Annotated in this window: 13 protein-coding genes; all 13 read left to right on the top strand. The window is 53.5% G+C overall.

Features of this window, described 5'->3' with window-relative positions; translation table 11 throughout:
• The first annotated feature begins 5 nt into the window (after nt 1-5).
• The 13 genes from B5F75_RS05425 (at nt 6) to B5F75_RS05365 (ending at nt 14,448) form a co-directional block, all read left to right on the top strand.
• On the top strand, nt 6-581 hold the full coding sequence (locus tag B5F75_RS05425; RefSeq protein ID WP_087288740.1) for a hypothetical protein: 576 nt from the start codon (nt 6-8) through the stop codon (nt 579-581).
• 168 nt (nt 582-749) lie between these two features.
• Nucleotides 750-1,070 carry a thioredoxin gene (gene trxA, locus B5F75_RS05420; RefSeq protein WP_087288737.1) on the top strand — a complete coding sequence of 107 codons (321 nt, stop codon included), beginning with the start codon at nt 750-752 and terminating at the stop codon, nt 1,068-1,070.
• Nucleotides 1,071-1,080: 10 nt separating this feature from the next.
• Complete coding sequence (locus B5F75_RS05415) at nt 1,081-1,518, top strand: thioredoxin family protein (protein WP_087288735.1); 438 nt, start codon at nt 1,081-1,083, stop codon at nt 1,516-1,518.
• Between the two features lie 63 nt (nt 1,519-1,581).
• Nucleotides 1,582-4,158: a DNA polymerase I gene (polA, locus tag B5F75_RS05410; protein WP_087288733.1), complete on the top strand. Its 2,577-nt coding sequence runs from the start codon at nt 1,582-1,584 to the stop codon at nt 4,156-4,158.
• Nucleotides 4,155-4,745 carry a dephospho-CoA kinase gene (coaE, locus tag B5F75_RS05405; RefSeq protein ID WP_087288730.1) on the top strand — a complete coding sequence of 197 codons (591 nt, stop codon included), beginning with the start codon at nt 4,155-4,157 and terminating at the stop codon, nt 4,743-4,745. Before polA ends, coaE begins: the two co-directional genes overlap by 4 nt.
• Before the next feature lie 180 nt (nt 4,746-4,925).
• Entirely contained in the window at nt 4,926-6,182 is a 1,257-nt protein-coding gene (gene rho / locus B5F75_RS05400; RefSeq protein WP_087288851.1) for a transcription termination factor Rho, read from the top strand.
• Nucleotides 6,183-6,262: 80 nt separating this feature from the next.
• Nucleotides 6,263-6,607 (top strand): 50S ribosomal protein L31, encoded by a 345-nt coding sequence (gene rpmE, locus B5F75_RS07770; protein ID WP_087288729.1) that lies wholly within the window; start codon nt 6,263-6,265, stop codon nt 6,605-6,607.
• Between the two features lie 90 nt (nt 6,608-6,697).
• Nucleotides 6,698-7,756 (top strand): peptide chain release factor 1, encoded by a 1,059-nt coding sequence (gene prfA / locus B5F75_RS05390; RefSeq protein ID WP_087288728.1) that lies wholly within the window; start codon nt 6,698-6,700, stop codon nt 7,754-7,756.
• A 62-nt stretch (nt 7,757-7,818) separates the two neighbouring features.
• Nucleotides 7,819-8,658 (top strand): peptide chain release factor N(5)-glutamine methyltransferase, encoded by an 840-nt coding sequence (gene prmC, locus B5F75_RS05385; protein WP_087288726.1) that lies wholly within the window; start codon nt 7,819-7,821, stop codon nt 8,656-8,658.
• Nucleotides 8,659-8,680: 22 nt separating this feature from the next.
• Nucleotides 8,681-9,952, top strand: a complete 1,272-nt coding sequence (murA, locus tag B5F75_RS05380; protein WP_087288724.1) for a UDP-N-acetylglucosamine 1-carboxyvinyltransferase — start codon at nt 8,681-8,683, stop codon at nt 9,950-9,952.
• Complete coding sequence (locus B5F75_RS05375; RefSeq protein ID WP_087288722.1) at nt 9,942-11,189, top strand: bifunctional folylpolyglutamate synthase/dihydrofolate synthase; 1,248 nt, start codon at nt 9,942-9,944, stop codon at nt 11,187-11,189. Before murA ends, B5F75_RS05375 begins: the two co-directional genes overlap by 11 nt.
• A 91-nt stretch (nt 11,190-11,280) precedes the next feature.
• Nucleotides 11,281-13,323, top strand: a complete 2,043-nt coding sequence (locus B5F75_RS05370) for a coiled-coil domain-containing protein (RefSeq protein ID WP_087288720.1) — start codon at nt 11,281-11,283, stop codon at nt 13,321-13,323.
• A 51-nt stretch (nt 13,324-13,374) separates the two neighbouring features.
• Nucleotides 13,375-14,448 carry a D-alanine--D-alanine ligase family protein gene (locus B5F75_RS05365; RefSeq protein WP_158093785.1) on the top strand — a complete coding sequence of 358 codons (1,074 nt, stop codon included), beginning with the start codon at nt 13,375-13,377 and terminating at the stop codon, nt 14,446-14,448.
• The last annotated feature ends 1 nt before the right edge of the window (nt 14,449 follow it).

The raw sequence follows: 14,449 nt of genomic DNA, 5'->3' as shown, positions 1-14,449 counted from the left end.
ATAAGGTGGCCTCCGACTGTTTTAATTTGGTCTGCGCGGAAGGCACCATTCAAAATACGAATACCGCCTGTGGAAAATGCGGTGTGATCCAGCGCCAATGCGTAAAAGGGGATTGGGTGGAAAGCTGTGTGAATGAAACGGGTGTGTGTACTCCCGGAACGTTTACTACGGAGGGCGGCAGCCGTTGTTCCAGCGGGGGATTTGCGCAACCAGGCTCCGGACTTGTGGTTTCGCGCCCTGTTACCGGCGGCATGGAAGTAGTAGGAAGCGGGTCTTCCAGCAATCTAAAAGATCCGTCTTTAAGCAGCGGAGGAACCACCACCACGCAACCCGTCCTTGCCTCTTATTCGGGCCGTTATTGCAATGACCAGTGTTCGTGGGAAATTTTGCCTTGTAAAAATACAGGCGGAAGCTCTGGTGGAGGGGCCTCGGGATGCTCTTCCAAGACGCGGGAATTTACCAATATGGATGCAAATTCCAATTTCCAGCGTTGTACGGTTATAGAACAGACCTGTAATTCTTCCAGCAGCTTATTGCTTGATACGTTGAATTGTACTTCTGTTACCGGTTCCGGATTATAACTTGAAAGCCCCGTTTTAACAAACGGGGCTTTTTTGCGGCTTTACAGGCAAGAGTCCTTTGTTTTTCTGGGTCTTTTGGCCCTTGACAAGGGGGTTTTTGTCTGGTAGTCTAAAAATATAGCAGATTTGCTAAAATATAATTTACATTTTAGCACGAGGTGTCAGAAAATGAGCGAAGTTATTTTGAACGATTCCAATTTTGAAACGGAAGTACTTAAACATAAAGGGCCGGTGATGGTGGATTTTTGGGCGACGTGGTGCGGCCCGTGCCGTATGTTGGGCCCGGTGGTGGAAGAAATTGCCAATGAATATGCCGGGAAAGTAAAAGTCTGCAAATTGAATGTGGACGAAGGCACGGACACCAGTTCCAAATACCGCATTACCTCCATTCCTACCATTATTTTCTTTAAAGACGGCGAAGTGGTCGGCCAAACGGTGGGATTGCAATCCAAGGCGGCTTTGCAGGAAAAACTGAACGCCTTGTTATAAGGATGGCGATATGAAAAAAGTTATTCTCTCTGTATTTGTTGCGGTGGCGGTATTGGCTTGCGCGCAGCTTGGCTTTGCCCAGCAGGCGGGCGCTTTGCCGAAACTGACCAGCAAAGCCTATGCGTCTATGAAAAAAGACGAGGTGTACGTGGTGTTGTTTTCCGCTCCTTACTGCGGGGGATGCCACTTGGCGCAGCAGACGCTTTTTCCGGCGCTGATGAAAAAATACGCCTCGGAGAAGAACGTGCATTTCTACGTATTGGACGTGGAAGAGGACGTTGCCGCGGCTGACGGTACGTTTTTAAAAGACAAATGGGGCATCTTGTATCTGCCTACGTTTGTAGTGGCCTATAACGATGCCGTGATGTATTTCAAGTCCGGCTATTCGGATAAAATGGAAGCTGCGTTGACGAAAGAAATCAGCACGCAAGTAGATTCCTTGAAATAGTTCTTTTCGCCCGCCCTCTTTTAAGGAGGGCGGGCCGTTTTCGTTCCCCGCCTTTTTTCCCTTATGAACAATTTTTCTCCCCAGTTTTTTTTAATTGACGCACACGGTTTTCTGCACCGCAACTATCATGCTTTGCCGAAGTTATCCACTTCGTCGGGGCAGGAAGTGGGGGCGCTGTACGGGTTTGTGCGGTGGCTGATTAAAATGCTGCGCGAGCAAAACCCGGCCTATGTGGCGGTGTGTTTTGATTCCCCGGGCGGCTGCGCGCGGCGCAAAGCGCTTTTGCCTTCGTACAAAGCAAACCGCAAAAAACCCGATGACGCGTTGGTCAGCCAGCTGAATTTGGCGCGGGAACTGGTGGATACGCTGGGGCTGAAAGTGGTGGCACAAGACGGCATTGAAGCCGATGATTTAATGGCGTTTTTGGCGTTAAGCGCCGCCAAGCAACAGGTGCCCAGTGTGCTGGTAACGTCGGACAAAGACGTATATCAATTTTTAAATGATTGGATTCACATTTGGCCTTCCGGCGGCAAAGACGGCTTTAAAGGGCCGGAAGCCGCGCAAGAAAAATTTGGCGTAGACGTACCTTTCCTGCCGGATTATTTTTCTATCGTGGGGGACGCGGCGGACAATATCCCGGGCGTCATGGGGGTCGGCCCCAAAAGCGCGGTGGAGTTGATTCACAAATTCGGCCACTTGGAAGACATCATCCGCGCCGCCCAAAACGATAACCCCGATTTAAAACCGGCCTTGGCCAAAAAAATTCTGGCCCATGAGGGGGAGGCTTTGCTCTCCAAACAGCTGGTGGTGTTGGATCCTAATTTGCAAATGCCCTTTTCGCTGGAAGATTACCGCGTGCGCACCCCGGATGCCGAAAAACTTTCCGCGTTGTTTGCGCATTACGAATTTAAAAATTTGCTGGATTTTTTCCAAGCGCCCCGTCCGGCGGCCGCTGTCGTTGCGCAAGAAACGCGGGTGGAGATGTCCCTGCAGGACGTCTTAAACCGGGCCGGGCAAAGCGGGGCGGTGTTTGTGCACACGCAGGATGATTTTTTGGCGGTGGGATTAAACGCCCGCGAGGCCGCGGTGGTGCCGCTTAGCGAAGTGGAGCCGTGGGAGTTGGACGCCCTTAAAAAAATCATAGAAAACGACGCCGTTGAAAAAATCGGTTACGATTTAAAACTGACCCTGCGCGAGCTGGATATCAACGTGCACGGGCAGTTTATTTCTTGTTTTGACGGACGCCTGGCCAAATATCTGTTGGATCCGTCGGGCGATTTAAGTTTTTCCGGTGCGTGTTTGGAGTATTTTTCGGCTACCGTCAGCGAGGAAGACCCCCGTGCGCTGCTGTGGGAATACAACCGTTTTATTTGGCCGCTTAAGGAACAACTTACCCAAAAACTGCAGCAAAGCGGCCAGTACGAATTGTACCGCACGCTGGAACTGCCGCTGATGATGGTGCTGTCGGATATGGAGTTTGCCGGGTTTCGCATTGATCCAGGCTGGCTGGAAAGTTTTAAGGCGCTATTGGAGCAGGAAATCGCCCGCCTGCAAAAAGAAATTGACGGCTACGCCGGTTATCCCGTCAACATTAACTCCACCAAACAGCTGGGCACGCTTTTGTTTGAAGAAATGAAAATTCCGCCCGTCAAAAAAACCAAAACGGGCTATTCCACGGATGAAGCGGTCTTGGAGCAAATCGCCCAAACCCATCCCATTGCCCGGGCCATTTTGGAGTACCGCGCCAATAATAAACTCAAAAGCACGTATGTGGACAATCTGCTTTTAATGGCGGACGAAAACGATAAAGTGCATTCGTATTTGGATCAAACGGGCACGGTAACGGGGCGTTTGTCCAGTTCCAGCCCCAACTTGCAAAATATCCCCGTCCGTACGGAAAAAGGCCGCCTGCTTCGCAAAGCGTTTTGTGCGGCGCCGGGGAATGTGCTGTTAAGCGTAGACTATTCGCAGATTGACCTTCGCGTACTGGCGCACGAAAGCCAGGATCCGGTGCTGATGCAGGCGTTTTGGGACGGGGGAGACATCCACACCCAAACGGCCGCGCAGATTTTTGGCGTGATGCCGCTGATGGTAACCGACCAGATGCGCTCTAGTGCAAAGGCAATTAATTTTGGTATTATTTATGGACAGGGCCCCATGGGCCTTTCCCAATCGCTCGGCATCTCCATGCGAGAAGCAAAAGAATACATAGACAATTATTTTAAAAATTTCCGCGTGGTGCGGGAATGGATTGACAAAAACATCGCTGCCGCCCGCCAAAACGGATATGTAAAAACCATGCTGGGCCATGTGCGGTATCTGCCGGAGTTTAATATGGGTGTAGGGGCAATGGCTTCTTTTGCCCAGCGGGCCGCCATCAACACGATTGTGCAGGGCGGGTCGGCCGATATCATCAAAAAAGCGATGATTGACGTTTTTACCGCTTACCGGGGGACGCCCGTCCAAATGACCATGCAGGTGCATGACGAGCTGATTTTTGAATTGCCGCAGCAGCAGTTAACCGAAGCGGCGGCCCACATTAAAGAGCTGATGCAAAACGCCGTGCACTTGCGGGTGCCGCTTTTGGCCAGTGCAAAAGCCGGCAAAAATTGGTACGAGCTGGAAAAACTGCCTTTATGAATTTACGCGCTAAAGATAAGCTGGTGGTGGGACTTACCGGCAGTATTTTAAGCGGCAAGAGTACGGCCCTGTCGTACTTTGCCCGGAACGGGGCCGGGGTCATCTCTGCCGACGAGCTGGTGCGTCAATTGTACCAAGCGCCGGCCGTTCAAAAGCAAATTGTCCGCTGGTTTGGCTCGTGCAAGCCCGCCGAAGTGGCGCGCTGCGTATTTGCCGACGAATCCGCCCGCCGGAAACTGGAAAAGTATTTGCACCCAAAGGTGTGGGCGCTGGCGGCCAAACAAATCAAGCAGGCCCCGCAGCCCATCATCGTGTTTGAAGTACCGCTTTTGTTTGAAGCGGGCTGGAACCGGAAAACCGATTTAACCATTACCCTGCTGGGCGACGAGCGTACGCTCCCCGCCCGCTTAAAAGCCCGGGGCCTTACCTTGGCCGAATACAAACGGCGGGTGGCCGGGCAGCTGCCGGAAAGCGAAAAAGTGCGCCGGGCCGATATCGTATTGGCCAACCGGGGCAGCAAAACCGATTTGGGGTTAAAAATCAAACGTCTGTGTCAGGCGTTAAACACTATTTACGCATTGAAGTAAGGAGCAAACATGGAAGAAATCATCCCGCAGGAAAAAACCGCAAAACCTGCCAAAGAAACCAAGCCGGCCAAACCGGCCGTCGCCGAAGAAACCAAAACCCAACGCCCGGCCCGCCCGGCCCGGCCGATGCAAAAAAACACGGCGGCCGCCGCGCCGCGCCAGCCCAACGGCGCCAAACCGATGGATGCCCGCGCGCTGAATAAATTAAGCATGCCGGAACTGACGAAGCTGGCCGTCAATTATAATTTGGAAGACATCTCCGGCCTGCGCAAGCAGGAGCTGATCGGGCGGATTGTGGCCGTACAGGCCAAGCAAAACGGCTCGGTATACGGCGGGGGTGTGCTGGAAATTCTGCCGGACGGCTTTGGCTTTTTGCGCTCGGAAGAAAACAACTATTTGGCGGGCGCGGAAGATATTTATGTTTCTCCTTCCCAGATTAAACGCTTCGGCCTGCGCAAAGGCGATACGATTGAAGGCCTCATCCGCCCGCCGAAAGACAACGAACGTTTCTTTGCCATGCTGCAGGTGCAAAAAGTAAACGGCGTTGACTCGGACAAAGTGTACAACCGCCCGCTGTTTGAAAACTTAACGCCGCTTCACCCCAACGAACGGTTTACCTTGGAACTGGATAAAAACTCGCTTACCCAGCGCGTGATTGATTTGATTGCCCCTATCGGCAAAGGACAGCGCGCGCTGATTGTGGCGCCGCCCAAAAGCGGTAAAACGATGATTTTGCAGGCCATTGCCCGCTCCATTGCGGAAAATTACAAAGACGCCGTATTGATGGTCTTGCTTATTGACGAACGCCCCGAAGAAGTAACCGACATGAGCCGCAGCGTAAAAGGCGAAGTCGTGGCTTCTACGTTTGACGAACCGGCCGACCGCCACGTACAAGTGGCCGAAATGGTGCTGGAAAAAGCCAAACGCCTGGCCGAACAGGGCAAAGACGTGGTGATTTTGCTGGACTCCATTACGCGTCTGGCCCGTGCGTACAACACGGTGGCGCCGTCCTCCGGGCGGGTGCTGACGGGCGGTTTGGAAGCGACTTCGCTGCAAAAGCCCAAACGCTTTTTGGGCGCCGCGCGCAATATAGAAGAAGGCGGCTCGCTGACGATTATCGCCACCGCGATGATTGAAACCGGCAGCCGGATGGACGAAGTGATTTTTGAAGAGTTCAAAGGTACGGGCAACAGCGAACTGTGCTTGGATCGCAAACTCTCCGAACGGCGCATTTTCCCGGCGGTGGACATCAACCGCAGCTCTACCCGCAAGGAAAACCTGCTCCTCTCGGAAGATGAACTCAACAAAGTCTGGATTATGCGCAAGGTGCTGGCGCCGTTAAGCTCGGTGGATGCGATGACGCTGTTGCTGGAAAAACTGTCCGCCACCAAGTCCAATAAAGACTTTTTCAAACAAATGGAAGTGAACGCTTTCTAGCGCGGGGGAAAAGAATTTGCTTTCCCAAAACCCGCAATATATGGTAAAATAAACTATAAGATTTTTAAAGGAAGACTAAAATGAAAGAGAAAATACATCCTACTTACGAATTCGTAGAAGCCGTCTGCGCGTGCGGAAACAGATTTATGACCCGCTCCACGGCCAAAACTTTAAAGCTTGACATTTGCTCTGCCTGCCACCCGTTCTTCACCGGCAAACAAAAATTACTGGACACCGAAGGTATGGTGGAAAAATTCAACAAACGCTTTGCGAAAACCGAAGGCAAAACGATGGTTCGCAAACCGAAAACCGAAGTAAAGGCCAAGGCCAAACTCGTCAAGAAACCGGTTGTCGCCAAAAAGGCGGCCGCCAAGAAACCGGCCAAAAAAGCCGCTGCCAAAAAGGCCGAAGCCGAAGCCAAATAGCAGCCGTTTTACAAAAGAGCAGACTGTCCGAAAGGGGGTCTGCTCTTTTTCTTTGCAGTCCCGGGCCGAGCGTCTGCGGAAAGGAATTGTATGGATACCACCAAATACGTAACCGAATTTAAACAGTTGGAAGAAGAACTTGCTTCCGGTCAGCTCTCCAGCCAAGAATTGGCGGAGAAAGCCAAACGCCATGCGTTTTTAAAACCGATTATTGAAAAAGAACAGGAAATCAACGCCGCCGAAAAAGCCATCGCCGACGACCGCGCCATGATTGAAGCCGGCGAGGATAAAGAGCTTGTCAAAATGGCGGCGGATGAGCTGGCGGAACTGGAAGCCAAGCTGCCCCAGCTGCAAAAGGAACTGCGTATTTTGGTCATTCCGCCCGATCCCAACGATTCCAAAAACATCTATCTGGAAATTCGCCCCGGCGCCGGCGGTGACGAAGCCGCCCTGTTTGCGGCGGAACTGCTGCGCGTGTATCAACATTTTGCGCAAACCAAGGGCTGGACGACCGAAATTTTGGAATATACGCCCACCGGCCTGAAGGGGTGCAAATACGTCAGTATGTTTATTAAAGGGGAAGGCGCGTACTCGTGGCTTCGCAACGAGGCCGGCACCCACCGCGTGCAGCGCGTGCCCGACACCGAAACGGCCGGCCGCGTGCATACTTCTACCGTTACCGTAGCCATTATGCCGGAAGCCGAAGAAATTGACATTGAAATCCGCCCGGAAGATTTGGAAATGGAAACCTGCCGTTCCGGCGGGGCGGGCGGCCAGAACGTAAACAAGGTGGAAACGGCGGTGCGCATCATCCATAAACCGACGGGAATCGTAGTTTCCTGCCGCGAAGAACGCCACCAGGGCAAAAACCGCGAAAAAGCCATGGCTATGCTGCGTGCCAAACTGTACCAGATTGAAGAAGAAAAGCGCAACAAAGAAATTTACGACGAACGCAAAGCGCAGGTGGGCACGGGCGACCGTTCGGAAAAAATCCGCACGTATAACTTCCCGCAAAGCCGCGTAACCGACCACCGCACCGACAAGTCTTACCACAACTTAATGGAAATTATGGAAGGCAACATCGGGCCGATTTTGGAAGATTTGCGCGCCTACCGCGTGGAACAAAAATTAAAAAATCTGCAAATTTAACGCCGTTTATTGCCACAGGCCGGACGGGATCTCGCCGTCCGGCTTTTTTACAAGGAAACGTTATGCCGACTATTTCACACGTTTTGCAAGGCGCCGTCCAACGGCTGGAGGCCGCAGGCTCCGATGAGCCCCAGGCCAATGCCCAGTGGCTTTTGGCCCATGTGCTGGGCGTAAGCCGCACGTGGGTGCTGGCAAACGGGGGGGAGCCTTTCCCCGCCGACAAAGAAGCTTTGTTTTCCCGCCTGCTGGCCCGCAAAGAAGCGGGCGAGCCGCTTTCGCATATTGTAGGGATGCAGCCGTTTTGCGGGCTGGACATCCGCGTGACGCCGGACGTACTGACGCCCCGCCCGGAAACGGAAGAATTGGTGGAGCGCTGCGCCGCACAATTTGAGCGGCAGGGCCGGTATACGTTTTTGGATATGTGCACCGGCAGCGGCTGCATTGCGGTGGCTTTGGCAAATAAATTTCCAAACGCGGCGGTCTTGGCGGTGGATATTTCGGCCGCGGCGCTGCGCGTCGCGCAGGAAAACGCCCGCCTGCACCGCGTGGACACGCGCATTCAATTTTTGCAAAGCGATTTGTGGGAAAACGTCATGGGCACCTTTGATCTGATTATTTCCAACCCGCCCTATATTCCCACGGCGCAGCTGGCGGGCCTGACGCGCGAAGTAAAACACGAGCCGCGCCTGGCGCTTGACGGGGGGGAAGACGGCTACGCCGTTACGCGCCCGCTGTGCGAAGCGGCGGACGGATACCTGAACCCCGGGGGGCTCTTGGCGCTGGAACTCTGCCAAGGCCAGCCGTGGCCGCTGGCGCGGGGGCTGATGGAAATCGGGTGGAAGGCCGAAGTAAAAAAAGATATATTTAACATAGAGCGGTTTGTATTTGCCCGCAGGAAATAACTTTTTATTTTTAGGAGATCGTATGGACAGATTTATTATTCACGGCGGAAAAAAACTACACGGAACCGTTCACATAAGCGGCAGCAAAAACGCCGCCCTTCCCATTTTGGTAGCCACTTTATTGACTGACGAGCCCTGCGTTTTGCACCGCGTTCCCAATTTGCGCGACGTGCGCACCACGCTTAAAATTTTGGAATACTTGGGCAAAAAAGTGGAGTATAAGGACAATACCGCCACCATCACGGCCGACGGTACGCTCAAAAACACCCTGCCGTATGAACTGGTCAAGCAAATGCGCGCGAGCTTTTGGGTGGCGGGGCCGCTTTTGGCCCGGTTTAAAACGGCCGAAATTCCGCTGCCCGGCGGCTGCGCCATTGGCGTGCGGCCGGTGGATATTCATTTGAAAGGATTTGAAAAACTGGGCGCCGAGTGCGAAACCAAAGCGGGCAACGTGATTTTGCGGGCCCGAGAATTGACTCCCGCCAAAATTGTACTGCGTTTCCCCAGTGTGGGCGCCACGCAGAACCTGCTGATGTGCGCGTGTCTGATCCCCGGCGAAACGGTGTTGGAAAACGTGGCCAAAGAGCCGGAAGTGGACGACGTAATTGCCTTCTTAAATAAAATGGGGGCGGATATCCGCCAAGGCGAAAAAGGCCAGCTTATTGTGCACGGCAAAACGGCCCTGCACGGGGCGGAACATACGGTAGTGGCCGACCGCATTGAAACGGGTTCCTACGTGTTGGCGGCGTGCGCCACCCGCGGGGATGTTACCGTCAGCGGCTGCGTGCCGGAGCACAATTCCATTTTATGGGAAGACCTGCAGGAAGCCGGTTTTACGCTGGATATTCAAAAAGACGCCATTCATGTTCTTCCGTACGAAGGTGCCATCAAGCCCGTGCGCGTGCGCACGGCGCCGTATCCCGGGTTTGCAACCGATTTGCAGGCCCCGTGGATGACGCTGATGACCCTGTGCGACGGAACGGCGGAAGTGGACGAAGATATTTTTGAAAACCGCTTTATGCACGCCCCCGAGCTGGTGCGGATGGGGGCGGATATCGTTACCGAGAAAAGCGTGGCGCGCGTAACGGGGGTAAAGGAACTTTCGGCCGCCCATGTGCAAGCGTCCGACCTGCGCGGCGGAATGGCGTTGGTAATTGCCGGCTTGTGCGCGCCGGGCGAAACAGAAGTGGAACGCGTGTACCATATTGACCGTGGATATGAAAACCTGGAACAGAAATTAACCGCTCTGGGGGCGGACATCCGCCGGTATAACCCCGATAAAAATGAGTTTTGATATTGTATTTAACTATATTTTAAAACGCTCCGGCATCGGCTGCGGCGCGGGACTGGACGGTTTTGCCCGGCTGTTGGAACGCCTGGGAAACCCGCAAAACCGCTACAAAATTATCCACGTGGCGGGTACAAACGGGAAAGGATCCGTCTGCACCATGTTGGCGCGTACGTTGGAATGTGCCGGGTATAAGACGGGGCTTTTTGTTTCGCCGCATTTGGTGTCTGCCACGGAGAGAATTCAGCTAAACGGGGTGCCCGTTTCCAAACAGCGCTTTTCCCAAGCGGTGCTGGAGGTCTTTCAGGAAGAAGAGGAAGAACTGAATTTTTTTGAGATTTTAACGGCGGCCGCGCTTGTTTATTTTGCCAAACAGCAGGCGGAATACGTCGTGCTGGAAACCGGCATGGGCGGCCGCAAAGACCCTACCAACGTCTGCCGCCCGGTGCTCACGCTGATTACGTCCATCGGATTGGATCATATGCAGTATTTGGGCTCCAGCCTTTCGCAAATTGCTTACGAAAAAGCCGGCATTATTAAACCCGGCGTGCCCGTCATCAGCGGCACGGTCAATCCCGCCGCGCGCGACGTTATTCGAAAAATTGCCAAAGAAAAAAAAGCCCCGCTTGTGTTTGTTGGCGAGGGAGAACCTTTTTACGAATACGCGTATGATTTTGTAAACAACCAAACGGTGCTGCATACGCGCGAGCGGCAGGAGTGGCTGCTGCACGCCTTGGGCAGGCGGCAAACGATTAACGCCTGTGTGGTGTATCAGGCGGCCAAGCGGCTTAAACTGCCCGAAGCGGCCGTCAGAAAAGGGCTGGAAACGGTCGTGCTGCCCGGCCGGTTTGAAATGGTGCGCTTGGGCGAAAATACGTTTATTTTAGACGGCGCGCATAACCCGCAGGCGGTGGAACTCTTGATGGAATTTTGGCAGAAAACGCCTTTTACGCACGATACGGCTTTGTTGTGCGGGTTTATGAAAGACAAGGATTACAAAAAAATGCTTTCCCTGCTGTGCCCGCATTTCAGCCGGATTATTTTAACGGTGCCGCCCAGCGTGCGCGGCGCGGGGGAACCCGATTTGCTGGCGGCTTTGCCCAAGCAGGCCAAGGTGCTGTTTGAACCCAATTGGAAGAAAGCCTTGGCGCTGGCCCGCAAATCCCCGCGGATACTTTGCACGGGGTCTTTCTATTTGGTGGGCGCGGTGCGCGGCAAACTGCCTGTGCCCGACCACGGATAAAAGCGCGTTTTGCCGTCAGAAAACGGGGTTGACAGTAGCGGGGCGTTTGTGGTTAAATTAAATGTAGAGATTTTTTAGACGGGGAACCAGCATGGCGTTAGACAACAATCAATACGACGGACACGGGGATATTGCCCAATTTTTGGAAAAATTTAAAGAACAAACCTTTGCGGCGGCCTCTTCGGCCGACAAAGGCTACTCTCCCCGCGAGGGATCCGTCCCCGCCAAGCCGGCCCAGTACGAGCGTTCCTTTGAAAAACTGGAAAAGAAAATTGTGGAACTGGAAGAACGCTTTGAAGCTTCCGCCACGCAAAACCAGCTGATCCTTTCTGAATTGGCCCGCACCCGCGAAGCCATGGAGCGCCAAAAAGACAAAGACGCTTTTTTGGAACATCTTTCCCGCACCATTGCCAACTTAAAAGCCAGCGTGGAAAACCTTTCCCGCGCCCAGCAGGAACGTTTTGCTTACCGCGAGCCGGACGTGCAGCGCAGTTTTGACCCGGTTCCGCCTGCGTTTCAAGCGGGGGACGAATCTCATACCGCCATTTATCATTACCAGGCCAACGCTCCCCATACCGGCCGCACGCATGCCGAACGGGAAGAAAAAGAACGCATTATTACCAGCCTGCGGCAAAAAGCTTCACAGTTAAAAGCCGTCAACAGCGCTTTAGACCGGGAAATTAAAAAAGCCCAGCAGGAAAAAATGGAAGCGCTTAAAAAATCGGCGGAGCAGGCCAAGGAAATCCTTTCCCTGCGCGACCAGCTGACCGCTGCTGAAGAACGTTTTAAATCGTTTGATTTTGAAGGGCGCATTATTTCCATTAAGCAGGAATACCAGCAAAAAGTTTCCAGCTTGGAAAACCAACTGCAGGCCATGTCCGACACGTGCATGAAGCAAGTGGAGGAAATAGAATCGCTGAAGGCCGAAAATGTGAAACTGCATAAAGCCGCCGCCGAAAAAGAAGAGGCGTTGGCCCGCCTGGAAGCGAAAGAAAAAGAATTGGTGGCGCTTAAAAACGAAATGGCCCAGCTGGCAGACAACAATTCCAAACGGGCGCAAAAACAGCTGGCGGTATTTTCCGAGCGGCTGCGCGCCTTGGAAGGCCAGCGCGACGGTTTGGCCGCCGAGTTGGAACAGGCGCAGGCCTCGCTGGATGCCGTACGGCAGGAAAAAGATTTGCTGGAAAAGAATTTCAAAGAATTGGTTGAAAAAATCAATAATAACGATGCCGTCATTGAACAGCTGAAGCACAAAATTGAGGTTTTGGGCCAGCAAAACGAAGAACTGACGCACCACAATGAAACGCTTTCGGAACATAACGCCGCCCTGCAAAGCGCCAACGAAACGCTGTCGCGCGAAAAAGCGGAAATGACGGCCCATACCGAACATTTGGCGCGCGAGAAAGAATCCCTTTCTGCGCGGGCGCAGCAACTGGAGCAGGAAAGCGCGCAAATGGCAGAGCGCAGCGAGCATTTGACCCGCGAAAAAGAACAGCTGGCCTCCCGCGTGGAATTTTTGGCGCGGGAAAAAGACACGCTGGACATCCGCACCCGCCAGCTGGATTCGGAAAAAGAGAATTTATCCAAAAATGTAGAAACGCTTCACTTGGAAAAAGAAGCGCTGGAGCGTGAAAAATCCGCCCTTTCCCTGCAAAGCACCCGTTTGCAAAAACGAACGGAAGAGCTGGAAGGCGAGAAAAAAGAACTGGCCAAAGAAAACCAGCAGCTGCGCAACCAAAGCGCGGCCCTGTTAGCGGCCCGCCTGGTGCAGGAAAAAGAACGCGCCGCCAAGGAAGAAACGCTTCGCAAAGCGGCCGCCGCACGCCCGGCGGCTCCCAAACCGTCTGTTGCAAATGCGCAGCCGGCAGCCCCGCAGGCGCCCGTGCAAACGGCCGCTCCTGCCGCCCCGGCTTTGGAAAAAACGCCTCAAACGGCAGTACCCCTTTCCGAAAAACCCGTTGAAATGAACCAAGCGGTAAAATCCAAGGTGATGACGGAAGCCGATTTGCCCGAAATAAAAGTGGCCGACCCGGTGCCGCAGCCGGAGCCGCTTTTTGACGGGGAGGACTTCTTGGAAAAGACGGACAGTTTTATCGGCAGGATGAAGTGGTCGATCTTTCGGGAAGATAAATAATTTTAAACATTCGGCCTGATGAATTTCATCAGGCCTTTTATAAGAGAAGGTATGTTAGCACTTAATTTAGTGGTTCTATACGGCGGTAAATCCACCGAACATGAAGTTTCCGTTCACAGCGCGCAGACGGTCTGCCGGCTGTTGGCGCAGCAAAAAGACAAATATACCGTTTATCCGGTTTTTATCAGCAAAGAGGGATATTGGTTTTTGCAATCCTCCTGCGGCCCGCAAACCCCAGCGGATCTGCCCATCACGCCGGTTCTGCGCCCGGGGGTACACTTGGCGGCGTTGGACGGTTCGTGGAGCCTGCGGGCGGATGTGGTGTTTCCGGTACTGCACGGCACAAACTGTGAAGACGGTACGATGCAGGGTTTTTTGGAAACGTTACAGGTGCCGTATGTCGGCTGCGGGGTCTTGGCCTCGGCCATAGGGATGGATAAGGAAATTGCCAAGTTAATCGCGCGGGAAACCGGTGCGCCGGTGCTGCCGTACCGCGTGGTTTCCAAAGGCAAGGCTTATGACCAAAAGGAACTTGAAAACTGGGCCGTGCAAACGGGGCTTCCGGTATTTGTAAAGCCGGTACGGCTGGGGTCTTCGGTGGGGGTGCGCAAGGTAAAAGACGTATCCCAGCTAAACGACGCGGTGAAATTTGCCCTGCGGTTTGATACGGATGTGATGATTGAAAAAGGAGTAGACCACGCACGGGAAATTTTTTGCGCCATTTACGGCGACGGCGAAACGGTTAAGTCCTCTGCCTGCGGGGAACTGCGCCACTTGGCCGGCGAATTTTTTGACTACGAAGCCAAATACATTACGGCCGGCGGCTGCGAAACCAAGGTGCCGGCGGATCTGCCGGAGCAGACGGCCCAAAAAATGCGCCAAGACAGCGAACGCATTTTCCGTGCCCTGCGCGGCAGCGGGCTGGCGCGGGTGGACTTTTTGATGGATAAAAACGGCGCGTACTACTTTTCGGAAATCAATACCTTGCCCGGAATGAGTGAAACGAGCCTTTTCCCGCAGTTATTTGAAGCGTGCGGGGAAGATTATACGGCTATTTTAAACCGACTGATTGAAATGGCGCTTGTGCGCCACAAACAAAAAGAAACGCTGGCGTTTTCGCGGTAAA

The sequence above is a fragment of the Elusimicrobium sp. An273 genome (assembly GCF_002159705.1).
Lineage (GTDB): Bacteria > Elusimicrobiota > Elusimicrobia > Elusimicrobiales > Elusimicrobiaceae > Avelusimicrobium > Avelusimicrobium gallicola.
Note: the sequence above shows the minus strand (reverse complement) of the source record. Positions and strands in the feature narration are given on the sequence as shown.

Bases quoted from the DNA above. Each gene is read 5' to 3' on its own strand.
- trxA (WP_087288737.1), top strand. From the start codon at position 750: ATGAGCGAAGTTATTTTGAACGATTCCAATTTTGAAACGGAAGTACTT.
- B5F75_RS05415 (WP_087288735.1), top strand. From the start codon at position 1,081: ATGAAAAAAGTTATTCTCTCTGTATTTGTTGCGGTGGCGGTATTGGCT.
- polA (WP_087288733.1), top strand. From the start codon at position 1,582: ATGAACAATTTTTCTCCCCAGTTTTTTTTAATTGACGCACACGGTTTT.
- coaE (WP_087288730.1), top strand. From the start codon at position 4,155: ATGAATTTACGCGCTAAAGATAAGCTGGTGGTGGGACTTACCGGCAGT.
- rho (WP_087288851.1), top strand. From the start codon at position 4,926: ATGGATGCCCGCGCGCTGAATAAATTAAGCATGCCGGAACTGACGAAG.
- rpmE (WP_087288729.1), top strand. From the start codon at position 6,263: ATGAAAGAGAAAATACATCCTACTTACGAATTCGTAGAAGCCGTCTGC.
- prfA (WP_087288728.1), top strand. From the start codon at position 6,698: ATGGATACCACCAAATACGTAACCGAATTTAAACAGTTGGAAGAAGAA.
- prmC (WP_087288726.1), top strand. From the start codon at position 7,819: ATGCCGACTATTTCACACGTTTTGCAAGGCGCCGTCCAACGGCTGGAG.
- murA (WP_087288724.1), top strand. From the start codon at position 8,681: ATGGACAGATTTATTATTCACGGCGGAAAAAAACTACACGGAACCGTT.
- B5F75_RS05375 (WP_087288722.1), top strand. From the start codon at position 9,942: ATGAGTTTTGATATTGTATTTAACTATATTTTAAAACGCTCCGGCATC.
- B5F75_RS05370 (WP_087288720.1), top strand. From the start codon at position 11,281: ATGGCGTTAGACAACAATCAATACGACGGACACGGGGATATTGCCCAA.
- B5F75_RS05365 (WP_158093785.1), top strand. From the start codon at position 13,375: ATGTTAGCACTTAATTTAGTGGTTCTATACGGCGGTAAATCCACCGAA.